Raw genomic sequence first — 21,086 nt, forward strand, 5'->3', positions numbered from 1 at the left:
GTTGTTGCCGGCGCGTCCGCGGCAACGCACACGCAGGCTGTCAACAACAGAGGGACAACGGCATGGCATCGGTTAACAAAGTCATACTCGTGGGCAATCTGGGGCGCGACCCGGAAGTCCGCTACAGCCCCGAAGGGGCGGCAATCTGCAATATGTCCATTGCCACCACCTCCACCTGGAAAGACAAGGCTTCGGGCGAACGCCGCGAAGAAACGGAATGGCACCGCGTCGTCATGTACAACCGCCTGGCTGAAATCGCCGGCGAATACCTGAAGAAGGGCCGCTCGGTCTACATCGAAGGCCGCCTGAAGACGCGCAAGTGGCAAGACAAGGACACCGGCGCCGACCGCTACAGCACCGAAGTCGTCGCCGACCAGATGCAGATGCTGGGCGGCCGCGAAGACGGCGGTGGCGGTGGCGCAAGCTTTGGCGGCGGTGGCGGCTACGACGACGCGCCCTCGCGTCCGCCGCAGCAACGCGCCCCGGCCCAACGCCCGGCCCCGCAGCAGCGCCCGGCTCCCGCGGCGGCTCCGGCCAGCAGCGGCGCTAATTTGGCGGACATGGACGACGATATTCCGTTCTAAGCCGCAGCCTGGCATCAGGCTTCAACAAAAACCCGGTAACTTCCTGATTTACCGGGTTTTTTGTTGCCCTGACGGCAGCGCGGGCCGAGGCGTTCCAGAGGCCGATTGGCGGGCAGGGCGCCCCATTCAGGCGCAGGGTGAAATGACGTCCCTGACGGCGCCTGAATTATTTTGTTTCACAAAACCCTCTTGCGCTATCTACCTAGTAGTAGATAAGATTCATCCATCGACGCAGCAAACCAAACACCCGCCGACGTCGAAACCAGAAATACAGTAGGACCGCTTTTTTATTTCCCCAGTCATCTACCTATAAGTAGATAGTTTTTCGAACCGCTACGCAATCGTTATCTGGAGATCCACCATGAAGACCCTCGTATCCGCCCTGATCCTGTCCGCTTCCTTCATTGGCGCCGCCCAAGCTGGCGAACTGGACTATCCGCCCGCCCTGAACACCGAAAGCACGGTGACCCGCGCCCAGGTGCAACAAGAGCTGGCCCAGGCCCGCGCCAATGGCGAACTGGTGTCTGGCGAAGAAGGCTACGCCGCCACGATCTTTGCCGATTCCGGCAACAAGAGCCGCGCTCAGGTCCAGAAGGAACTGGCCGCCGCCCGCGCCCAAGGCCTGACCGACAGCGCCGAACTGGCTTATCCGCCCGTGCAAGGCTGAGTTTTTTTCCTCGATATCTATCTATAAGTAGATAGCTCCATCGAAACCCTGATGCAGCATCCGATCCTTACTGGAGATCAACCATGAAGACCCTCGTATCCGCCCTGATCCTGTCCGCTTCCTTCATCGGCGCCGCCCAAGCCGGCGAGTTGGACTATCCGCCTCCCCTGAACACCGAAAGCACGGTGACCCGCGCTCAGGTGCAGCAAGAGTTGGCCCAGGCCCGCGCCAATGGCGAACTGGTATCTGGCGAAGAAGGCTACGCCGCCACGATGTTTGCCGCGGCCGGCGACAAGACCCGCAAGCAAGTGCAGCAGGAACTGGCGGCCGCCCGCGCCCATGGCCTGACGGGCAGCGGCGAGCTGGACTACCCGCCCGTGCAAGGCTGAGCTTCATGCCGGTACATGCGGATCCCGGGGGGCGGGATGATTCCCGGCCGGGGTCCGCAAGGGTTTTGGAGCAGTGGCAACGCTGCCGGAACCGATGACGAATCAACCTATTAGTAGGTAATATTCAGCCATGGACACTCCTACTTCCAACACCACTCGCGAGCAGCTTCTGGCCCATGCCGAGAAGCTGATCCGCACGCGCGGATGCAACGGTTTCAGCTACCGCGACCTGGCTGAACACGTGGGCGTGAAGACGTCCAGCATCCACTATTACTTTCCGGGCAAGGACGACTTGCTCTACGAGGCCGTCGAAGGCTATAGCGCACGGGCGCTGGCTGCGGTGCGCGCCATCGATGCCTCGCTGTCGGCGCAAGAGCAGCTCGATCAATATCTGTCGATGATGGAGTCGCGCGCCTGCGGTTCGGGCGAACTCTGTCTGGCCGGCATGCTGGCGGCCGAGGTCAATTCGCTGCCGGAACGCGTGCGCGGCGCATTGCAAGGGTTCTTCCGCGCGCACGAAGCCTGGCTGGCCCGAGTGCTGGCAGAAGGCGCGGCGCAGGGCACGATGAAGTTCTCCGGCACTCCCGAGGCGGCCGGCCGCGCGGTGTTTGCGACGGTGCAGGGCTGCATACTGATTGCGCGCCTGTTCCAACAGCCCGCGGCGTTGTGCGAGGCCATCGGCGCCCTGTACGTGGAGTGCGACGGCAAGCACGGCGGCGCAGCCTGATCGTTCCTTCCCGATCCAAGCAGCCCATCAACCACGGCCGCCATGCGCAAGCAGGCGGCCGTTGTCTTTACGCGCCGGGATCAGGCCGCGAGCAGCGCCCGCGCCATGTCGACGCTGGTGCGCGCCTGTAGCCCCAAGTCGCGCATGCGTCGCTGGAATGTCGCCTGCGCCTCTTCGAAGCCCGCGACCGGGCTCATGCAGTCGGTCAGCAACACCAGGCGCGACAGGTCGCGGCCGGGCAAGTGCTCGGCCAGATGCTCGACGGTGGCCTTGACGCAATGGCTGCCGGCTTGGCCGGCGATGAGGATGAGTTCGGCGCGGTCCAGCGAATCCAGCAGGCTGCGGTTGAGCTGGCTGCGCGGATCGTCGGCGTCGGGGACTTCGGCCATCAGCGCGCTGTAGTGCTCGGTCCAGGGATTCATGCCCTTGGGCACCTTGCGCACGATGAATTGGCGTTCGTCTTCCCAGCGGCTGTAGGCGGCGCGCACGTCCGCGTGGACGTTGTGGCCCCAGGTGCCGATCTCGCAATGCAGCGGCCACACCATCAGGGTGTAGCGGCCGCGGGCTTCCAGTTCGTCCAGGTAGGACAGGGTGCGCGGCAGGTCGTCGTCGTGGCGCGGCCGGTATGCACCCGCGCGCAGTTGCGCCGCCGTGATCTGCGTGTACGGGGCCACGGGCTGGCCGTCGCCGGTGGACCAGAAGGTCGGGTGGGCGATGTCCAGGCGGTGGTGCGAATCCAGCGTCACCGTGATCGACGTGAGGGTGAGGGCGGTGGCGTCGATGAAGCGCGCCAGCCGCTGCATGTCGGCGTGGGCGCCGGCCACCGGCAGGGCGGGTGCATGCGCCGCGCCTGTCACGGGATCCGTGGGCAGGTAGGACTCAGGCAGATCGCAGAAGTCATTCTGCGGATCGATGATCAGGAGGTGATTGGAGCGCGGCATGACGACGTTCGGGACAGGCGAACTCGAAATATAGAACGGGATGGCCATGTCATTCTAGAAAAGTACCAGATGCTCGGCGCAGTCCGGCAACTGCCTGAGCAGTGCGCGCCACTGCAGCCAGACGCTGGCCCCCGCTGAAACTGCGATCACTGCGATAACGATCCACATGTCAGGCTCCTTATAATTTCGCACGATCGTGCGAAATTAAAGTGAAGAATTGCCGGCACAGGCCGGCGCTAGGAAATACAACTACTCGAGGTACTTGAAACTGCGGTAGGTGGAAATCAATCGTTCATAAGCCGCGCGCACGCGCTGAGGGGCCATCGGATCCCGCAGGAAGCGGGCGTCGTGCATCAGTCCGATCATCAGGCTGTAGACCTCGAACACGAGCTGCTCGGGATCCGTGTCCGGCCTGACGTGGCCGGCCTCCAGTGCCTGGTTGACCGTACGCAGCATGGCGGCGCGCCAGCGCCGCAGATTGCCTTCCAGCACTGAGCGCAGCGGCGATTCCACGTCGTCGTACTCGAAGGCGCCGGCCACATAGATGCAGCCGGTCAGCGTTTCGACATTGCTGGCGCGCTCGATCCAGAGCGAGACCAGGGCGTTCAAGCGCGGCAGGCCGCGGGGAAAAGCCATGGCCGGCGTGAAGACGGCCTCGACGAAGCGGCGGTCGTATTCGTCCAGCACCGCCTGCTGCAAGGCTTCCAGCGAACCCACGCGCGAGAACACGCCGCTCTTGCTGATGCCCAGCCGCTTGGCGACCTGACCGAGCGACAGGCTTTCCATGCCCTGCGCCGCGGCCATGTCCAGGGCCGCGTCCACAATGGCCGCGAAGGTCAGCTCGCTTTTCTCGGTTTTGGCAGTCATGCGGCGAATTTAGCACGATCGTGCGAAAATTCGGCTATTATTTTTCAGGGTCACGCCCCGAAAAAAAACCGGACAGCCTGGCTGTCCGGTCTTGTTGTGGCAAGCGCGCCGGAATCAGGCCTGGGCGGCCTTGAACTCCAGGCGGTACTTGTGCAGCAGCGGCTCGGTGTAGCCGTTGGGCTGGGTCAGGCCTTCGAACACCAGCGCGCAAGCCGCCTTGAACGCCAGCGAGGTATCGAAGTTGCCGGCCATCGGGCGATAGAGCGCGTCGCCCGCGTTCTGGCCGTCGACCACCTTGGCCATGCGCTTGAAGGTTTCCATGACCTGCTCGCGGTTGGTCACGCCGTGGCGCAGCCAGTTGGCGATGTGCTGGCTGGAGATGCGCAGCGTGGCGCGGTCTTCCATCAGGCCCACGTTGTGGATGTCCGGCACCTTGGAGCAGCCCACGCCCTGGTCGATCCAGCGCACCACGTAGCCCAGGATGCCCTGGACGTTGTTGTCCAGTTCCTGCTGGATGTCCTGCGCGGACCACTTGGACGGGTCGCCGATCGGCACGGTCAAGAGGCCGCCCAGCAGGTCGTCGCGCACGCTGTCGAGCTTGGTGCGTTCCAGTTCCTGCTGCACCGCCTGCACGTCGACCTGGTGGTAGTGCAGCGCATGCAGCGTGGCGGCGGTGGGCGAGGGCACCCAGGCGGTGTTGGCGCCAGCCTTGGGATGGGCGATCTTCTGTTCCAGCATCGCGGCCATCAGATCCGGCATGGCCCACATGCCCTTGCCGATCTGGGCGCGGCCGCGCAGGCCCGCGTCCAGCCCGACCAGCACGTTGTTGCGTTCGTAGGCGGCGATCCAGGCGGTGGACTTCATGTCGCCCTTGCGCAGCATCGGGCCGGCTTCCATGCTGGAGTGCATTTCATCGCCGGTGCGGTCCAGGAAGCCCGTGTTGATGAAGGCCACGCGCGCGGCGGCGGCTTCGATGCAGGCCTTGAGGTTGATGCTGGTACGGCGCTCTTCATCCATGATGCCCATTTTCAGGGTATTGCGCGGCAGCTTGAGCAGGTCTTCGACGCGATCGAACAACTCGCTGGCGAAGGCGGCTTCGACGGGGCCGTGCATCTTGGGCTTCACGATGTAGACGGAGCCGGTGCGCGAGTTCAGCTTGTGCTTGCGGTCCTGCAACGCGGCCAGGCTGGTGACCACGGCGTCCAGGATGCCTTCGGGAATCTCGCGGCCCTCGCGGTCCAGGATGGCGGGGTTGGTCATCAGGTGGCCGACGTTGCGCACGAACATGAGCGAACGGCCGTGCAGGGTCAACGGCGAGCCGTCGGGACGCGTGTAGTCGCGGTCGGCGTTGAGCTTGCGGGTGAAGGTCTTGCCGCCCTTGGTGACCTCTTCGGTCAGGTCGCCCTTCATCAAGCCCAGCCAGTTGCGGTAGACGTGGACCTTGTCGTCGGCGTCCACGGCGGCGATGGAGTCCTCGCAGTCCATGATGGTGGTGAGCGCGGCTTCCACCAGCACGTCCTTGACGCCGGCGGCGTCGGTCGCGCCGATGCTGTGGCTGCGGTCGATCTGGATTTCGAAGTGCAGGCCGTTGTTGTTGAGCAGGATGGCGGTGGGCGCGGATGCTTCGCCCTGGTAGCCGGTGAACTGCGCGGGATTCTTCAGGCCGGTCGAGCCGTTGGCGAGCGCCACGCGCAATTGGCCGTTCTCGATGCTGTAGCCGCGGGCGTCGGCATGCGAACCCTGGGCCAGCGGGGCGGCGGTATCCAGGAAGGCGCGGGCGCGGGCGATGACGGCGGCGCCGCGTTCGGGGTTGTAGCCGCGGCCGGTGTCGCCGGGCGTGGCGGGGATGGCGTCAGTGCCGTAGAGCGCGTCGTACAGGCTGCCCCAGCGCGCGTTGGCGGCGTTCAGCGCGTAGCGCGAGTTGGACATGGGCACGACCAGCTGAGGGCCGGCCTGCTGCGAGATCTCGGTGTCGACGTTGTCGGTGGTGGCGCGCACGCTGGCCGGCTGCGGCAGCAGGTAGCCGATGCCTTCCAGGAATTTGCGGTAGGCGGCCGGGTCGGCGATGGGGCCGGGGTGGGCGCGGTGCCAGGCGTCGAGTTCGGCTTGCAGGCGGTCGCGTTCGGCGAGCAGGGCGCGGTTCTTGGGGGCCAGGTCGTCCACCAGGGCCGCAAAGCCTTGCCAGAAGCCGTCGGCATCCAGGCCGGTGCCGGGCAGGGCTTCCTGTTCGATGAATTGGTTGAGATTGGCCGCCACTTGCAGGCCGTGGTGCTGGATGCGTTGAGTCATGCGGTTCTCTAGCGGTAAGGGACTGGCCGACGCCGCGCGCCGGGCGTATATCTGGTCCCGACATCATCGTTCGCGCCTGCCGCAATGTCCATATCAAAACCCACTGGTCATACCAGTTTGTGCACTGCCGTATGGGCAAAACCGTATTTTTTATGGTTTTATATCAGCTACTTACGGGGGTGTGATGCAAGGGTTCCAATTGGGGCTGCGCTTGGTCATACCACTGGTGCGGAGAGTGCATGTACGCGGAAATTGAAGAAAAGCCCCGCCAGGTGGCGGACGAGGTCGCCGAGCGGATCGAACGCCTGATTCTGGACGGAGTGCTGAAGGCGGGCCAGGCGCTGCCTTCCGAACGGCGCCTGACCGAGAAACTGGGCGTGTCGCGCACAGCCTTGCGCGAAGGGCTGAAGCTGCTGCGCGCGCGCGAGATCATCCATACCGCGCAGGGCAAGGGTTCGTATGTGGCGCACATCTCCAAGGTGGACGCGGGCCCCTTGATGCACCTGTTCAATTCCCAGCCGCGCACGCTCTACGATCTGCTGGAAGTGCGTTCGCTGCTGGAGGCCGAGTCCGCCAGGCTGGCGGCCATACGCGGCACCGAGGCGGACTTCATCATGATCCGCCGCCGTTATGACGAAATGGTGGCGGCGCAGGGCACGGCCACCGATACGGCGACGCACGCGCATCTGGACCACGCCTTTCACCTGGCCATCTGCGAGGCCTCGCACAATCCGGTGCTGGTGCACACGCTGCAATCGCTGACGGACCTGCTGCTGGGCTCGGTCTTTGCCTGTGTCAACAACCTGTACCACCGCCAACCCGAGAAGCGCCAGATCGACCGGCAGCACACGCGGCTGTTCAATGCCGTGACGGCGCGCCAGCCCGAGCAGGCGCGCAAGGCGGCCGCGGACCACGTCGACAGCGTGCGCCAGAGCCTGGCCGATATCGAGCAGGAAGAGCAGCGCCTGGTGCGCGCGACGCTGCGGCTGGAAGGCTGGAGCTAGCGTCCCGTGCTCTTGCGGGGCAGGACGCCAGAGGGCGCGCGTCCTGGTTCAGCGGTCGGCCATGGCGCCGCTGCCCGCCAGCGCCAGCGGCTTGCCCGCGTAGACCCGGCCAAAGCGGTTGTTGACGAACGCATCCAGGTCGATAGTCTCCTGCCCCACGAATCCGCGCTGCGGCAAGGCGCCCTGTGCCACGAGGTCCAGCGCGGCGCAGATGCCCGCCGCTGTGGATAGCTGGATGGCGCTCAGGCGATGGCCGTCGACTTCCGCGCCGAAGATGCGGATGGGGTAGGACTCTTCTTCCAGGCGTCCATGCCGGCGGCCGGACGCCGAGGCCTGGATCACGATCACGTCCTGTTCGGTGGTGGGGATGGCGGCTTCGAAGATTTCCTTGAGCAGGTCGCGGCGGTCGCGCAGGCGCAGGTCATTGAGCAGCAGTTTCATGATGCTGCAGTGGCCCGGGTAGCGCACCGATTTGTAGTCCACGTTGCGGGCGCGACCGAGCAGCGTGGCGGGCAGGGTGCCCAGTCCGCCCGAGGTGTTGAAGGCCTCGTATTCCACGCCATCCAGCGCGAAGGTCTCGTAGCCTTCCAGCGCGGGCACGCTGGTCAGTTGGCCGTCGACGATGGCCTCGCAGGGGTTGCAGTATTCGTTGATCAGCCCCTCGGTGCTCCAGGTCAGGTTGTAGCGCAGGCTGTTGGAGGGGTAGCGTGGCAGCGCACCCACACGCATGCGCAGATCCAGCAGGGTATCGAAGCGGCGCGCCAGCGCGTTGCCGACCACGCCGATGAAACCCGGGGCCAGGCCGCATTGCGGCATCAGCACGCTGCGGGCGTTTTCCGCCAGCGCCTGGATGGCGTGCGTGCTGGCCACGTCTTCGGTCAGGTCGAAATAGTGCACGCCAGCCTTGGCGCACAGTCCGGCCACCGCGGCGGCGCGGTGAAAGGGCAGTGCGTTGATCACCGCGTAACGCCCTTCGATGCATTGCGCCACGCTGTCGTCATCGGAAATCTGGCGAGTTTCACAACCCAGTTCGGCCACGACGCGCAGGCGCTCGGGGTCCAGGTCGGCAACCAGCACCGAGTAGCCGCCGCTGCGTTCCAGCATCAGGGCAATGGCGAAACCGATTTTTCCGGCGCCCAGGAGTAGGACGGGCCGGCGAGAGGCGGTGGACATGGTGCGGCTCCTGCATGGAAGGGAGAGTGGGTGAGCTCATCCTATGCGCGGGCGCTGTCGATGTGTAGAGACTAAATAGTCGAATCGGCTGTAGGTAACGTTAAATCGACTTAAATTAATGTCGAAACGTCAAAACGAAGCCCTCCGGTTTGGGGCCGGAGGGCTTCGGGGCGCTGCCTGGCCGGGGAGGCCAGGGGGGGATCAGCTGCCCAGGGGCGGGTAGTCCAGGTTGCCGAAGGTGACCAGGCCTTCCGACTTGGCCTGGGCCAGTTCGGTGCGGACTTGGGCGCGGGTCAGCGAGGTGGCTTGTTCAGCGGCGGCGACGGGCGGGTAGTCCAGGTTGCCGAAGGTCACTTCGCCGGCGTTCTTGGCTTGTTGCAGTTCAGCTTGCACTTGCTGCGAGGTCAGGGTCGACTTCGGGGCGATGGCGGCGGGGTAGCCTTCTTCGCCGAAGGTGTATTGGCCCGAAATCTTGGCTTGTTGCAGTTCGGCCTGGACTTGAGCGCGGGTCGGGCCCTGATCAGCCTCGGCGGCTTGGGCGCCGGCAGCCAGAACGGACATGGACAGCATCAAAGCGGTAGCAAGGGTTTTCATAGCAGACCTCCGGTGTCTTGAGCTTGGGAGCCGAACCGCTGGCCTAACTGCCTGGGGTTCGCTTGCTGTGTCCCGATGAGATGCATTCTGGGCGCAAATCATCTCCGGATAAACCCTGATTCTCTGAAAACATCTTTCCAAAAAGAAGACTAATAGGTTTCTATTTAACCAAATGGCACCATGGATGGTGGAATTTCCATTTGATGACACCATAGGAGGTAGTCCACCCGGGAGGGGCGGAGGTCTGGCGGCGGGGGGAATGGTGCGCGCAGCCCCGGGAATGCCCCGGGGGCTGGCATGGAGGGGAATCAGCGGTTCAGTTCGACCAGCGCGGCGTTGTACTCCGCCTGGGCTTCGTCCAGCTTGCGCTGGGCCTTGTCGATCTTGTCCTGCTTGCCCTTGGCGCGGGCCTGCTTGAGCTCGCTTTCGCGCTCGGCGACCTTGTTTTGCTTGTCGCGCACTTCGGCTTCACGCTGCGATTGCAGGCGGCTGTCGGTGCAGTTCGCCTTGGCTTCGGCCAGGGCTTTGCGCAACCCGGCCTCGCGGCGGGTATTGTTCTGCGCCTTGGCAGCGGCGATGTCGTTTTCGATTGCGCAGAACTTGGCGGCGCAGCCGCGCTGGGCCGAACAATCGCTGGCGGCCTGTGCCGGAATGGCCACGAACGCGGCGGCTGCGGCGGCCGTCAAGGCCAGGGATTTGAGCAGTGAGGGCATGCGTGGTCTCCGTAGTGCGTTGCGGAGGCTACATCATGGCCCCAGTCGGCGCCGCCGGCAATGCGCGGCGTCAACGGGGCATCAGCGCGGCCACCCGTGCGGCGCTGATGCGGCTTTTAGCGGATCAGCGTACCCGCCAGCGCGGCGGCGACCAGCAGGGCGCCCAGCCAGAGATTGGCGCGGAACAGCATGAAGTTGCGGTCAGGGCGCTGGATGTCGAAGACCTTCAGCTGCCACGCCAGGTGTGCCGCCACGGCCACCATGCCGACCTGGTAGGCCCACGACAGCCCGATGGCGTAGCCGCCCCAGGCCCACAGCACGATGGTGGCCAGATAGAAGCCGCCGATCCAGAGTTTGCCCTGGTCGCCAAAGCGCATGGCAGTGGAATGCAGGCCCAGGCTGCGGTCGTCGCGCACATCCACGTAGGCGTAGATGCTGTCATAGCCGACCTGCCACAGCACCGCGCCCGCCCACATCGCGATGGCGGCCAGCGGCACGTGGTTCTGCGTGTCCGACCACGCCATCAGCATGCCCCAGTTGAAGCAGATGCCCAGCACCACTTGCGGCCAGTAGGTGACGCGCTTGCACAGCGGATAGACGAAGACGAAGGGCAGCACGGCCAGCGCCAGCCAGCGGCTCATTTCATTCAGGAAGAACAGCAGCGACCCGCAGACCAGCAACTGCCCGAGCAGGAACCAGACCGCGTTCTTCATCGTCAGCTGGCCGCTGGTCAGGGGGCGGAAGCGCGTGCGCTCGACGTGCTTGTCGAAGTTGCGGTCGCACATGTCGTTGACGGTGCAGCCGATGCCGCGCATCAGCAGCGCGCCCAGCGAGAACACGATCAGCCGCCCGAGGTCCGGCAGGCCGCCCGCGGCCTGGACCAGCGCGGCGATGGCCGGCAGCAGGGTCAGCCAGGTGCCGATGGGGCGGTCCAGGCGGCACAGGCGGGCGTAGGGCCGCCAGGACTTGGGCAGCCAGCGTTCGACCCAGTCGGTGAAGACGATGTCGCTGAGGTCGACGGGAGATGGTTGGGGGGCGCTCACTGTCACGGCGAAACGGAATGGGAAAACCAAGAGCATAAAACAACGGCGGCCGGGCATCGCGCCCGGCCGCCGCTTCGATGCGCCAGAGGCGCTTCGGGGAGGGATCCTTTATTCGGCCTTTAGCAGCTTGCCGAGGATGGCGATGCCGCGGCGGATCTTGTCTTCCGGCACGGTGGCGAAGCTCAGGCGCAGCGTGTTGGTCTTGCCGGCGCCGCAATAGAACGGCGCGCCGGGCACGAACGCCACGTTTTGCGCGATGGCCTTTTCCAGCAGCTTGGTGCTGTCGATGTGCTCGGGCAGCGTGAGCCAGATGAACATGCCGCCTTCCGGCTTGGTCCAGCTGACGGTGTCAGGGAATTCCTGCTTGATGGCTTCCAGCATGCAGCTGCCCTGGGCGCGGTAGATTTCACGCACATTGGGCAAATGTTCTTCCAGGAAGCCGTCCTTGACGATCTCATGCACGGCCATCTGCGTCAGCGTGGGCGTGTGCAGGTCGGTGGCTTGCTTGGCTTGCACCAGCTTGTTGATGAGCGGGCGCGCGGCGGCGATGTAGCCCAGGCGCAGGCCGGGGGCCAGCACCTTGGAGAACGTGCCCAGGCGCACGACGTTGGCGCCGTACTCGGCGGCCAGCGCGATCAGGCCGGGCTGCGGCTCGCCTGCGTAGCGCAGTTCGCCGTAGGGATCGTCCTCGACGATGGTCAGGTTCAGCTCCGCGGCGCGCTTGACCAGCGCGATGCGGCGCTCCAGGTTGAGCGTGCGGCCGGTGGGGTTCTGGAAGTTGGGCAGGGCGTACAGGAAGCGGGCGCCGTCGGCCAGTTCAGGCGTGATGGCTTCCGGGATCAGGCCGCCTTCGTCGGTGGGCACCGGCACGAAGTTGGGCTGGTACAGGCTGAACGACTGCAGCGCGCCCAGGTAGCTGGGGTCTTCGACCAGCACCTTGCTGTCCTTGTCGATCAGCACCTTGCCCAACAGGTCCAGCGCTTGCTGCGAACCCGACACGATCAGGATCTGGTCGGCGGCGACGCTGGCGCCAGCCTTGTTCAGATCGTCCGCGACCCATTGGCGCAGGGGCGCAAAGCCTTCCGTGGGGCCGTACTGCAGGGCGGCGCGGCCGTTGGTGGACAGTACCTTGTCGAATGCCGCGCGAACTACCTCTACCGGGAAGCCGCCGGGCGCCGGCAGGCCGCCGGCGAACGAGATGACTTCGGGGCGCTCGGTTACCTTGAGGATCTCGCGGATGGCGGAGCTGGTGAGTTGCTGGGCGCGTTCCGAAAAGGAAAACGCAGGTTCGAGAGGCTTGTCCATGGAGTGCTTCTTGATCAAGAAGGGTAGGAAAATACGGGCGGCTAATCCCTTGGGTTGCCCGGCGGAAAAAACATTCGGCAAAAAACTATTGTCCCACACGGCAGCGGCCCGGCCCCCTTAATGGCGCCAAGCCCTAAAATCACCTGCATCGATAACCGCCTGTACAGTTACATTTCCCATGTTCGAAGCCGCTCCCATCGTCGCCGATTCCAAGGCCGCCCTGTACGCCGGGCTGGTTGCCCAGGCCCGCGCCCTGCTCGAGGGCGAGCATGACCGCATCGCCAATGCCGCCAACCTGAGCGCGCTGGCTTATCAGGCCCTGCCCGACCTGAACTGGGCGGGCTTCTATTTCTACGACGGCACGGAACTGGTGCTGGGCCCCTTCCAGGGCAAGCCGGCCTGCGTGCGTATCCCGCTGAACCGCGGCGTGTGCGGCGCGGCCGCCAGCCAGCGCCAGACCCAGTTGGTGCCCGACGTGCACGCCTTTCCCGGACACATCGCCTGCGACGCGGCCTCACGTTCCGAGGTCGTGGTGCCGCTGGTGCACCAGGGCCAACTGATCGGCGTATGGGACGTGGACAGCCCGCTGCCGGACCGCTTCGACGAAGACGACCGCCAGGGCATGGAAGCCTTGTGCGCGGTGTTCCTGGACAGTCTGGGCTGAGGCGCGGCGTTGACAGCATTGCGGGCTCCCGGTAGATTCCCGCATCTGCGTTTGCAGGCCACTGCACCCAATTCATTCATGATTCATCAGGCCATTCAATCCGCTTTCCCGTTCCGCGCCCTGGGCGTGGTGCTGGCTTGCGTCGGCCTGAAATCCAAAAAACAGCCGCTCATCTGACCGGAGCATGCTGTTCCGTCAGATGGGCGACGGAACAGCGGCCTCCTGGCGGCGCTTTGCGCCGTCCGCGCATCCCCTAGTATCCCGAGCACTTCTGTACGGTCCTCAACCACGGTCCGCTTACACCGAAGGAGTGTTCTCATGCAATCTCATCACCAATCTCCGATCCAGGGCGTCTGGGTGCCTCTGGTCACGCCGTTTGCCGGCGGCGCCGTGGACGGTGGGGCCTTGCGCCGTCTGGTGCGCCATTACGCCGCAGCGGGCGTGGACGGGCTGGTCGTGTGCGGCAGCACCGGCGAGGCCGCGTCGCTGGACGACGCCGAGCAGCTGGCGGTGCTGGACGCCGTGCTGACCGAGGCGGGCAGGCTGCCCGTCATCATGGGCCTGGCGGGCAACCACCACGGACACGTGATGCAGCGCCTGGCCGCCTTCGGCACGCGCCCGCTGGCCGGCATCCTGGCGCCCGCCCCGTATTACGTGCGCCCCGGCCAGGAAGGCGCCGCCACGTATTTCCGCTGCCTGGCCGATGCCTCGCGCTTTCCCTTGGTGCTCTACGACATTCCCTATCGCACCGGCACGACGCTGGATACAGCGACCCTGCTGGCGCTGGCCGCGCACCCGAACATCGCGGCCATCAAGGATTGCGGCGGCTCGCTGGAGAAGACGATTGCCCTGATCGCCGACGGCAACATGAACGTGCTGGCGGGCGAGGACCTGCAGGCGCTGTCCGTGATGAGTCTGGGGGGCGCGGGCATGATCGCGGCGGCGGCGCACATCCGCCCCGATCTGTTCGTGGCCATGCACCAGGCGGTGAAGGCGCAGCAGCTGGACCTGGCCAGGAAGCTGTTCCATGCGCTGGTCCCCATCATCCAGCTGACGTTTGCCGAGCCCAATCCTGGTCCCTTGAAGGCGCAGCTGGGACGTCAGGGCCTGCTGAGCGAGGAACTGCGCATGCCCATGCCGTCCGCCAGCACGGCTCTGGCCGCGCGCATGGACGCCGCCGTGGCGGGGCTGAACCGGCAATATCCCTGCCAGTAGGCCGAACTTGGTGAGCAGTCCGCCAGCTTTGTGGTGTTCGGATTCATTTAGTAATAAATGTCCTACCGGGAAGCTGACGGATTGCTTATCATGCGGCCATTCTTCGGGTGAAACAAAACGTTCATGGCCCAAGCTTTTGTAGCCTTGTCCGCCTGGCAAGTCATGCTGGCGGGCCTGCTCTTCTTCGCCGGCATCTACCTGGTCTTCGGCGCGGCCACCTGGCTGCTGACGCAGCACATCCTGCCCGCGCTGGGCATTGGCCGCCCGCTGGATCCGCGTCCGCTGGCGCCGGGCCAGCTGCGGCGCGAGTTCGCGCAGTCCGGGCTGTCCATCCTGCTGTTCGGCACGGGCATGATTTTTCCGTGGGGCCTGTTGCAACTGGGCTGGGCGCACCTGGACCCGGATGCCAGCTGGCAAAAGATCACGCTCGAGATCCTGGTGCTGGTGGCCTGGAACGATGTGCACTTCTGGATCAACCACCGCCTGTTGCACACCAAGCTGCTGCGCCGCTTCCACCTGCCGCATCACCGTTCGGTCGTGACCACGCCATTCTCGACCTACAGCTTCCATCCGATCGAGGCGCTGATGCTGGGCAATGTGATCATGCTGCCCATGGTGCTGCACGACTTCAGCTTCTGGTCGCTGGCGTCGGTGCCGCTGTTCAGCCTGTTCTTCAATTGCATCGGGCACGCCAACTACGATTTCTTTCCCAACGTGTCCTACGCGCACTGGTTCGCCGCCAGCCGCCGCCATCATCTGCACCACGCCTGCTACAACGGCAATTACGGTTTCCAGTTCACCTTCATGGACCGCCTGTTCCGCACCCGCCTCAAGGCCGAGGCGGCGCAGTCCCAGCTGAATGCATTCCGGCAGCGAGAATCGCTTGGCGGGCGCGCTTAAGCGACAGCGCCGGCTGCCGTCGCTGCGCAACCGGCGCGACTGGCAAAGCCTGGCCTACCTGGCCGCGCTGCCCGCGCTGGCGGGCTGGCAGTGGGTGCACGGGTTCTGGTGGCCGCTGTACGGCCTGATGCTGTTCCTGACCCTGGGCGTGGGCGTCATCCACCACAACCACACGCACATCCGCATGTGGCGGGGGCGCTGGACCAATCGCGCCACCGACTTCTGGATCACGCTGCTGCAAGGCCATCCGACCTTCGTGTTCTATCCGGCGCACGTGGCCAACCATCACCGCTACAAGCATGGCGCGCGCGACGTGGCGCGCACCTATCGGTTCGGTGGCGACACCAACCACCTATGGGGCTATCTGCTCCATCCCTTGCAGGCGGGCTGGGTGCTGTACCCCTTGTTCTTCGCCTGGCTGGGCCGTCTGCGCCGGCACTGGCCGGGCGCCTGGCGCTATTGCATGGCGCAGTACGGCGTGTGGCTGGGCCTGTGGGGCGGGCTGCTGGCCGTGAATCCCATGAAGGCGCTGGTGTTCGTCATCGTGCCGCAACTGCACGGCCTGCACTGGCTGCTGGCCACCAACTACCTGCAGCACGCCCATGCCGACGGCGGGCCCCGGTCCGTCGCGGGCCTGAACTATGCGCGCAATTTCGAGGGCCTGGTCAATCCGCTGCTCTTCAACATCGGCCTGCACACGGCGCACCACGAGCATCCGCGGGCGCACTGGTCGGAACTGGTGCGCCTGCACCGTGAGCAATACCGCAGCCGCGTGAATCCGGTCTTGAACGAGCCCGGCTTGACGCCCTATATGTTCCGCGTGTTCGTGCTGGGCGCCGTCATGCCGCGCTTTCGCAGCCGCTCATGCATGGCGCCCGAGCATATCCGCTAGCGCCGCACCCCATACATCCACCAGAGGCCACTCATGCCCATCGCGTTTCATCGTGTCTACCTGGAAAGCGCCGGCTATTTCATGCCGGGCGAACCCGTGTCCAACGATGCCATGGACAGCTACATCGCGCCGCTGAACCGCATGTCCAGCCGCATCAAGAGCCGCATCCTGGCGGAGAACGGCATCAAGCAGCGCTACTACGCGATCGACCCGGAAGGCGCCACGGTGTTCTCCAACGCGCAGTTGGCGGCCAATGCCATCCGCGATTGCCTGCGGCGCAACGACAGCGACCTGTCCGCCGTGTCGCTGCTGGCCAGCGGCTCGTCGGGCGGGGACGCGCTGATGCCGGGCTTCTCCAACATGATCCAGGGCGAGCTGGCCGCGCATCCGATGGAAACCCTGTCGGTGCACGGCATCTGCGCGGCCGGCGTATCGGCCATCCAGACGGCCGCGCAGGGCGTGGAACTGGGCGGACATGCCAGCGCCCTGGCCGTGGCCAGCGAGCTGCCGTCGCGGCTCTTCAAGCGTTCGCGTTTCGCGGCGCGCGGCTATGACGCCGACTTCGACGCGCATTTCCTGCGCTGGATGCTGTCGGACGGCGCGGGGGCGGTGCTGCTGGGCAATACCGGACGGCCCCTGCCGGGCGCCTCGCAAGGCGTGCGCCTGCGCCTGAAGTGGGTGCACCAGCGCTCGTTCTCGGGCGATTATCCGGTCTGCATGCAGCTCGGCCTGTCGGCCGACCGCTCCAAGGGACATCTGGACTATCCCTCGTGGAACGAGGCCGAGGCCGACGGTGCGCTGTCCTTGCGCCAGGATATCCGCCTGCTGCCGCACCTGTTCGACATCGGCATCCATGAGTACGCCAAGCTGGTGCGCGACGGCTGGCTGGACCCGGATCAGGTGGACCACTTCCTGTGCCACTACTCGTCGGAGAAGTTTATCCCGGTGGTGGAAGACCTGATGGAGAAGGCTGGCCTGGTGATCCCGCGCGAACGCTGGTTCAGCAACCTGGCGTGGCGCGGCAACACCGGCGCGGCGTCCATCCTGATCATGCTGGCGGAGTTCCTGGAAACGCGCGAAGTGAAGCCGGGCGAGCAGATCTTCTGCTACATCCCGGAATCGGGCCGCTTCATGGCTGCCTACATGTTGCTGGAAGCCGAGGCCGTCCACGCCCCGCAAATCGCCGTGGCCGCGCCTGCCGCCTCCGCGGCAGCGCCGCGCGAGGACGCCAACAGCGATGACGCCGCGGCGATCGCGCCGCCGCACGATCCCGACATGGCACCCCAGGGCCTGGGCCAGCTGCTGACCGAACTGGCGGCGATCTGGCACGACTACCGCTCGCGCGTGTGGCGCACGCCCGTGGTGCGGCGCCTGCGCAATCGCCAATTCCAGACCGCCGATTATCTGAACTGGATGGAGAACTGGATTCCGCAGGTGCGCGAGGGCAGCAAGTGGATGCGCGAAGGCGCGGCCTCGCTGACGGAGCAATACGCACCGCTCGCGGCGCTGATCGACACGCATGCGGGCGAAGAGCAGAACGACTTCCAGATCCTGTTCCAGGACTATCGCACCGCGGGCGGCGCGGTCGCCGACATCGACGCCCTGCGCCGCAATCCCGGCGGCGAAGCGCTCAACGCCTATCTGCATGGCCTGGCCGCCACGCGCGACCCCATCGGCCTGCTGGGCGCCATCTACATCATCGAAGGCACGGGCCAGCGCATCGTGCCGGCGCTGCTGCCGCTGCTCAAGGCCAGCCTGACGCTGCCGCCGGACGCCTTCCGCTTCCTGGAATACCACGGCCATAACGACGAGCATCACCTGGCGCGCTGGTTGTCGGCGGTGGAGCTGGCGCTGGACTGCGATGAGGACGGCCGCGCCGAGCAGCGCATCGTCGACACGGCGCGCCGCACGGCCGCGCTGTACCTGATGCAGTTCCACCACGTGATGGAAGGCGACGCGTGATGAGCAAAGAGCCCGAATTCCTTGCCAAGCCACACGATCCCGCCGATCCCAGTCCCTGGCTGGCGCTGTACCTGGACCGCAGCACGCCCTTGCCCGACAAGGTGAAGAAGGCCTGGCTGACGGATTCCAGCTGCGCCTCGCGCCAGTACCTGCTGCCCTTTCTGCGGCCGCTGGCGCGCGCCTTCATCATCCTGATCCAGGTCATCAAGACCTTCCTGCCGCGCCGCTGGTCGCATTCGAAGCTGTTGCACCGCATCCTGGCCTGGGGCCTGAAGCGCTTCGTGTCGCCCGAGGCCAACTGGCTGATCCTGCGCCACTTCCACCTGGGCGCGCAGATCCTGTCCTTCATCGCCGCTAATTCGCCGGTGCGCATTGCGACCACGCCGCTGGAGCCGCGCAACATCGATGATCTGAAGGACGAACTCTTCGTTAAGCACGACCTGAACCTGTTCAACTTCGTCATCCGTTTGAACCAGGCGTTGCGTGATGCCGGCGTGGAGATGCATGCGCCGGAACGGGTCGATTTCTCGATGATCCGCGATCCGGACCTGCTGCTCGAGGACATGCCGCAGGGCAAGCTGAATTTCCTGGACCTGCAAAGCGCCATCGAGCTGTTCACGCCGCTGTACCAGCTGATGCTGACCGACAACGACTTCTGGCGCGCGGCCAATTCGCTGCAGCTGGACGAGACCATCGGCATCTATGCGGCCAAGCTGCTGGGCGCGCCGCAGCACCTGATCCTGGTCAACAACAACCATCCGCTGGTGCCGATGTCGACCCTGCGCGCGGGCTACCGGCTGGTGCTGCATGGACTGTCCACCGAGATGCTGCACAGCCTGCTGATGGAAATGAAAGAGGCGCAGCAAGGCGGCGAGGCGCCCGCGCCGATCGCCTGAGGTCTCAGCGCTTTTCCGCGTACACGCCGAAGCGCTGCAGCTGGGCTTCGCTATTGGCGATTTCGCGCAGGCTTTCCTCGCCGCTGTGCGCCACCAGCAGGGCGGCCAGCGTCTGCGCGATGGATAGCGCGGGCACCACCGACGGAAACAGCGAGGGCGTATCGTTGGCCACCAGCAGCAACGCCTTGGCACCCGGGGCGATGGGCGACACCGCGCTGTCGGTGACCGCAATGACGCCGGCGCCGCGCTCGCGGGCGAATTCGACCGCCGTGACCGCTGCCTGCGCATAGGGCGCCTGGCTGAAGGCGACCAACGCGTCGTCTGGCCCGATGCGGCGCAACTCGTCGGCCAGCGTGCCGCCCACGCCGCTAAGCAGCGTCACCTTGTCCAGGAACATGCCGCAGGCATAGCTGAAGTGATAGGCCGCCGGATACAGGCTGCGCAGGCCGATGACATAGATGCGGCGCGCGTCGGCCAGCAGGCCATGTGCGGCCTTCAACGCGGGCAGGGCGGCGGGACCGAGGCTGCTGCCCAGGTTGCGAACTTCGGCATCTAGGATGTCGGCGACCAGCCCCGCGTCGGCGTCGTGCTGCGGGCGCTTGCGCAGCGCGGTGGCGCGGCCCGCGAAGCTGGATCCGCCCGCGGCCAGCCAGTCGCGGTAGGGCTGGCGGAACGCCTCGTAGGTGTCAAAGCCCAGCTGGCGCGCCAAGCGCAGCATGACGCCGGCTTGCACGCCGGCATGGCCGGCCGCGGCGCGCATCGACTCCAGGGCGATGTCCTTGGGATGATCGATCGCATAGCGGGCTGCCTGCCGCAACTTGGGCGGCAGGGCGGAAAACTGGGCTTCGATCAGTTTGTCGATGGCGGCTTTATCCATCTGCGCTCCGGGTAAGGTGCCGCGTATTATGGCGTATCGTCCGCCAGCGCCAGGTCGATGGCGCGGGCCAGCGCGTCCACTGCGAAGGCCAGTTCGTCGGCGCTGCTGATGTATGGGGGCGCCAGCAGCACGTGGTCGCCATGTTTGCCGTCCACGGTGCCGCCGCCCGGATAGCACAGCAGGCCCAGCTCGCGCGCCTGGGCCTTGATGCGCGCATGCAGGCGGCGCTGCGGCGCGAATGCGCGCAGGCTGCCGGGATCCTCGGCCAGCTCCACGCTCCAGAACATGCCCCGGCCGCGGATGTCGGCGACGTGCGGATGCTTAGCCAGGCGCGCCGCCAGCATGGCGCCGAACTGCGCGCCCATGTCCGCCACGCGCGCCACCAGCTTGTCGCGCAGCACGATGCGCTGCACCGCCAGCGCCGCCGCGCAAGCCACCGGATGGCCGACATAGGTGTAGCCGTGCTGGAACGCGCCCGAGCCCGCATTGATGGCGCCGATGACCCGGTCGTGCGCCAGCACCGCGCCGATCGGCAGATAGCCCCCGCCCAAGCCCTTGGCCAGCGTCAGCAGGTCCGGTATCACGCCTTCCTGTTCGAAGGCGTGATAGCTGCCGGTGCGGCCCAGTCCGCACATGACTTCGTCCAGGATTAGCAGCACGCCGTGGCGGTCGCACACCTGGCGGATTTTGCGGAAGTAGCCGGGCACGGGCGCGACCGTGCCGGCAGTTGCACCGACCACCGTTTCGGCGATGAAGGCGGACACGGTATCCGGACCCAGCCGCAGGATCTCGGCATCCAGTTCGGCGGCCAGGCGGTCGGTGTACTGCTCGTCCGTTTCGCCAGCCTCGCGGTAGTGCAGGGCAAAGCAGGGCGAGACGTGATGGCTTTCGATCAACACGGGCTGGTACAGCGCGCGGCGGCCGGCGTTGCCGCCCACCGACAAGGCCGCCAACGTGTTGCCGTGGTAGCTCTGGCGCCGCGCGATGTAGCGGTAGCGCTCTGGCTCGCCGCGCTCCACGTGGTATTGACGCGCCATCTTCAGGGCGGTCTCCACCGCTTCCGAACCGCCCGAAACGAAATAGGCGTTGCCCAGGCCGGCGGGACTGTTGGCCGCCAGCAGCTCGGCCAGCTCTTCGGCCGCCGGCGTGGTGAAGAAGCTGGTGTGCGCGTATTCCAGCGCGTCCAGCTGCGCGACGGCCGCGGCGCGCACTTCGGGGTGCGCGTGTCCCAGGCACGAGACCGCCGCGCCGCCCGAGGCGTCGAAGTAGCGCCGGCCTTCCTGGTCGACGATGAAGCAGCCTTCGCCCTTGATGGCGACGGGCAGGGGGCTGGAGTTGCGATGGATGATGCGGCTCATGGTGTGGGGCGGCGGTTCGCGGTCTG

At 65.8% G+C, this 21,086-nt stretch carries 21 protein-coding genes; 11 read left to right on the forward strand and 10 right to left on the reverse strand.

Features of this window, described 5'->3' with window-relative positions; all coding sequences use genetic code 11:
• Positions 1–62 precede the first annotated feature (62 nt).
• The 4 genes from ssb to FOC84_RS13555 all read left to right on the forward strand — a co-directional run bounded on the left by ssb (position 63) and on the right by FOC84_RS13555 (position 2,367).
• Complete coding sequence (gene ssb / locus FOC84_RS13540) at positions 63–584, forward strand: single-stranded DNA-binding protein (RefSeq protein WP_173144840.1); 522 nt, start codon at positions 63–65, stop codon at positions 582–584.
• A 361-nt stretch (positions 585–945) separates the two neighbouring features.
• Positions 946–1,251 (forward strand): DUF4148 domain-containing protein, encoded by a 306-nt coding sequence (locus FOC84_RS13545; protein ID WP_173144841.1) that lies wholly within the window; start codon positions 946–948, stop codon positions 1,249–1,251.
• 83 nt (positions 1,252–1,334) lie between these two features.
• A complete protein-coding gene (locus tag FOC84_RS13550) occupies positions 1,335–1,640 on the forward strand; it encodes a DUF4148 domain-containing protein (protein ID WP_173144842.1) in 306 nt (101 codons plus the stop codon).
• A 130-nt stretch (positions 1,641–1,770) separates the two neighbouring features.
• Positions 1,771–2,367, forward strand: coding sequence for a TetR/AcrR family transcriptional regulator (locus tag FOC84_RS13555; RefSeq protein ID WP_173144843.1), 597 nt, complete (start codon positions 1,771–1,773; stop codon positions 2,365–2,367).
• Positions 2,368–2,447: 80 nt separating this feature from the next.
• Here FOC84_RS13555 and FOC84_RS13560 read toward each other — a convergent pair whose 3' ends face one another.
• The 3 genes from FOC84_RS13560 to FOC84_RS13570 all read right to left on the reverse strand — a co-directional run bounded on the left by FOC84_RS13560 (position 2,448) and on the right by FOC84_RS13570 (position 6,464).
• A complete protein-coding gene (locus FOC84_RS13560; protein WP_173144844.1) occupies positions 2,448–3,308 on the reverse strand; it encodes a cysteine hydrolase in 861 nt (286 codons plus the stop codon).
• 249 nt (positions 3,309–3,557) lie between these two features.
• Complete coding sequence (locus FOC84_RS13565) at positions 3,558–4,175, reverse strand: TetR/AcrR family transcriptional regulator (RefSeq protein ID WP_173144845.1); 618 nt, start codon at positions 4,173–4,175, stop codon at positions 3,558–3,560.
• A gap of 114 nt (positions 4,176–4,289) precedes the next feature.
• On the reverse strand, positions 4,290–6,464 hold the full coding sequence (locus FOC84_RS13570; RefSeq protein ID WP_173144846.1) for a malate synthase G: 2,175 nt from the start codon (positions 6,462–6,464) through the stop codon (positions 4,290–4,292).
• A gap of 239 nt (positions 6,465–6,703) precedes the next feature.
• On the opposite strand from FOC84_RS13570, the gene glcC reads away from it, so the two are divergent.
• Positions 6,704–7,468: a transcriptional regulator GlcC gene (gene glcC / locus FOC84_RS13575; protein WP_173144847.1), complete on the forward strand. Its 765-nt coding sequence runs from the start codon at positions 6,704–6,706 to the stop codon at positions 7,466–7,468.
• A 48-nt stretch (positions 7,469–7,516) separates the two neighbouring features.
• Here the strand turns inward: glcC and FOC84_RS13580 are convergent, their stop codons facing one another.
• From FOC84_RS13580 to FOC84_RS13600, 5 genes are all read right to left on the reverse strand, one after another.
• Positions 7,517–8,641, reverse strand: a complete 1,125-nt coding sequence (locus FOC84_RS13580; protein ID WP_173144848.1) for a saccharopine dehydrogenase family protein — start codon at positions 8,639–8,641, stop codon at positions 7,517–7,519.
• A 201-nt stretch (positions 8,642–8,842) separates the two neighbouring features.
• Positions 8,843–9,235, reverse strand: a complete 393-nt coding sequence (locus tag FOC84_RS13585) for a DUF4148 domain-containing protein (RefSeq protein WP_088143440.1) — start codon at positions 9,233–9,235, stop codon at positions 8,843–8,845.
• Positions 9,236–9,543: 308 nt separating this feature from the next.
• Positions 9,544–9,948 (reverse strand): DUF1090 domain-containing protein, encoded by a 405-nt coding sequence (locus FOC84_RS13590; protein WP_173144849.1) that lies wholly within the window; start codon positions 9,946–9,948, stop codon positions 9,544–9,546.
• Positions 9,949–10,064: 116 nt separating this feature from the next.
• Positions 10,065–10,991 (reverse strand): 4-hydroxybenzoate octaprenyltransferase, encoded by a 927-nt coding sequence (gene ubiA / locus FOC84_RS13595; protein ID WP_173144850.1) that lies wholly within the window; start codon positions 10,989–10,991, stop codon positions 10,065–10,067.
• A 108-nt stretch (positions 10,992–11,099) separates the two neighbouring features.
• On the reverse strand, positions 11,100–12,296 hold the full coding sequence (locus FOC84_RS13600; RefSeq protein WP_173144851.1) for a PLP-dependent aminotransferase family protein: 1,197 nt from the start codon (positions 12,294–12,296) through the stop codon (positions 11,100–11,102).
• A gap of 178 nt (positions 12,297–12,474) precedes the next feature.
• Between FOC84_RS13600 and FOC84_RS13605 the strand changes: the two genes are divergently transcribed.
• The 6 genes from FOC84_RS13605 to FOC84_RS13630 all read left to right on the forward strand — a co-directional run bounded on the left by FOC84_RS13605 (position 12,475) and on the right by FOC84_RS13630 (position 18,825).
• A complete protein-coding gene (locus FOC84_RS13605; protein WP_173144852.1) occupies positions 12,475–12,960 on the forward strand; it encodes a GAF domain-containing protein in 486 nt (161 codons plus the stop codon).
• Positions 12,961–13,278: 318 nt separating this feature from the next.
• Positions 13,279–14,175 carry a 4-hydroxy-tetrahydrodipicolinate synthase gene (gene dapA, locus FOC84_RS13610; protein WP_173144853.1) on the forward strand — a complete coding sequence of 299 codons (897 nt, stop codon included), beginning with the start codon at positions 13,279–13,281 and terminating at the stop codon, positions 14,173–14,175.
• Between the two features lie 123 nt (positions 14,176–14,298).
• Positions 14,299–15,075 carry a sterol desaturase family protein gene (locus FOC84_RS13615; RefSeq protein ID WP_173144854.1) on the forward strand — a complete coding sequence of 259 codons (777 nt, stop codon included), beginning with the start codon at positions 14,299–14,301 and terminating at the stop codon, positions 15,073–15,075.
• Positions 15,035–15,967, forward strand: a complete 933-nt coding sequence (locus FOC84_RS13620) for a fatty acid desaturase (RefSeq protein WP_254241970.1) — start codon at positions 15,035–15,037, stop codon at positions 15,965–15,967. The genes FOC84_RS13615 and FOC84_RS13620 overlap by 41 nt, the downstream gene beginning before the upstream one ends.
• 33 nt (positions 15,968–16,000) lie before the next feature.
• Positions 16,001–17,929 (forward strand): iron-containing redox enzyme family protein, encoded by a 1,929-nt coding sequence (locus FOC84_RS13625; protein ID WP_173144855.1) that lies wholly within the window; start codon positions 16,001–16,003, stop codon positions 17,927–17,929.
• Positions 17,929–18,825, forward strand: coding sequence for a DUF6999 family protein (locus FOC84_RS13630; protein WP_173144856.1), 897 nt, complete (start codon positions 17,929–17,931; stop codon positions 18,823–18,825). The genes FOC84_RS13625 and FOC84_RS13630 overlap by 1 nt, the downstream gene beginning before the upstream one ends.
• Before the next feature lie 4 nt (positions 18,826–18,829).
• Here the strand turns inward: FOC84_RS13630 and FOC84_RS13635 are convergent, their stop codons facing one another.
• Both FOC84_RS13635 and FOC84_RS13640 read right to left on the reverse strand, forming a co-directional pair.
• Positions 18,830–19,702 (reverse strand): MurR/RpiR family transcriptional regulator, encoded by an 873-nt coding sequence (locus FOC84_RS13635; RefSeq protein ID WP_173144857.1) that lies wholly within the window; start codon positions 19,700–19,702, stop codon positions 18,830–18,832.
• A gap of 26 nt (positions 19,703–19,728) precedes the next feature.
• On the reverse strand, positions 19,729–21,060 hold the full coding sequence (locus FOC84_RS13640; protein WP_173144858.1) for an aspartate aminotransferase family protein: 1,332 nt from the start codon (positions 21,058–21,060) through the stop codon (positions 19,729–19,731).
• Positions 21,061–21,086: the final 26 nt, after the last annotated feature.

It is taken from the genome of Achromobacter pestifer (genome assembly GCF_013267355.1).
Classification (GTDB): Bacteria; Pseudomonadota; Gammaproteobacteria; order Burkholderiales; family Burkholderiaceae_B; genus Achromobacter; species Achromobacter pestifer_A.

Coding starts and splice junctions, on each gene's coding strand:
- glcC (WP_173144847.1), top strand. CDS start 6,704: ATGTACGCGGAAATTGAAGAAAAGCCCCGCCAGGTGGCGGACGAGGTC.
- FOC84_RS13560 (WP_173144844.1), bottom strand. CDS start 3,308: ATGCCGCGCTCCAATCACCTCCTGATCATCGATCCGCAGAATGACTTC.
- FOC84_RS13565 (WP_173144845.1), bottom strand. CDS start 4,175: ATGACTGCCAAAACCGAGAAAAGCGAGCTGACCTTCGCGGCCATTGTG.
- FOC84_RS13620 (WP_254241970.1), top strand. CDS start 15,035: ATGCATTCCGGCAGCGAGAATCGCTTGGCGGGCGCGCTTAAGCGACAG.
- FOC84_RS13585 (WP_088143440.1), bottom strand. CDS start 9,235: ATGAAAACCCTTGCTACCGCTTTGATGCTGTCCATGTCCGTTCTGGCT.
- FOC84_RS13590 (WP_173144849.1), bottom strand. CDS start 9,948: ATGCCCTCACTGCTCAAATCCCTGGCCTTGACGGCCGCCGCAGCCGCC.
- FOC84_RS13615 (WP_173144854.1), top strand. CDS start 14,299: ATGGCCCAAGCTTTTGTAGCCTTGTCCGCCTGGCAAGTCATGCTGGCG.
- FOC84_RS13640 (WP_173144858.1), bottom strand. CDS start 21,060: ATGAGCCGCATCATCCATCGCAACTCCAGCCCCCTGCCCGTCGCCATC.
- FOC84_RS13570 (WP_173144846.1), bottom strand. CDS start 6,464: ATGACTCAACGCATCCAGCACCACGGCCTGCAAGTGGCGGCCAATCTC.
- FOC84_RS13635 (WP_173144857.1), bottom strand. CDS start 19,702: ATGGATAAAGCCGCCATCGACAAACTGATCGAAGCCCAGTTTTCCGCC.
- FOC84_RS13580 (WP_173144848.1), bottom strand. CDS start 8,641: ATGTCCACCGCCTCTCGCCGGCCCGTCCTACTCCTGGGCGCCGGAAAA.
- FOC84_RS13555 (WP_173144843.1), top strand. CDS start 1,771: ATGGACACTCCTACTTCCAACACCACTCGCGAGCAGCTTCTGGCCCAT.
- FOC84_RS13625 (WP_173144855.1), top strand. CDS start 16,001: ATGCCCATCGCGTTTCATCGTGTCTACCTGGAAAGCGCCGGCTATTTC.
- FOC84_RS13545 (WP_173144841.1), top strand. CDS start 946: ATGAAGACCCTCGTATCCGCCCTGATCCTGTCCGCTTCCTTCATTGGC.
- ssb (WP_173144840.1), top strand. CDS start 63: ATGGCATCGGTTAACAAAGTCATACTCGTGGGCAATCTGGGGCGCGAC.
- FOC84_RS13550 (WP_173144842.1), top strand. CDS start 1,335: ATGAAGACCCTCGTATCCGCCCTGATCCTGTCCGCTTCCTTCATCGGC.
- dapA (WP_173144853.1), top strand. CDS start 13,279: ATGCAATCTCATCACCAATCTCCGATCCAGGGCGTCTGGGTGCCTCTG.
- FOC84_RS13605 (WP_173144852.1), top strand. CDS start 12,475: ATGTTCGAAGCCGCTCCCATCGTCGCCGATTCCAAGGCCGCCCTGTAC.
- FOC84_RS13630 (WP_173144856.1), top strand. CDS start 17,929: ATGAGCAAAGAGCCCGAATTCCTTGCCAAGCCACACGATCCCGCCGAT.
- FOC84_RS13600 (WP_173144851.1), bottom strand. CDS start 12,296: ATGGACAAGCCTCTCGAACCTGCGTTTTCCTTTTCGGAACGCGCCCAG.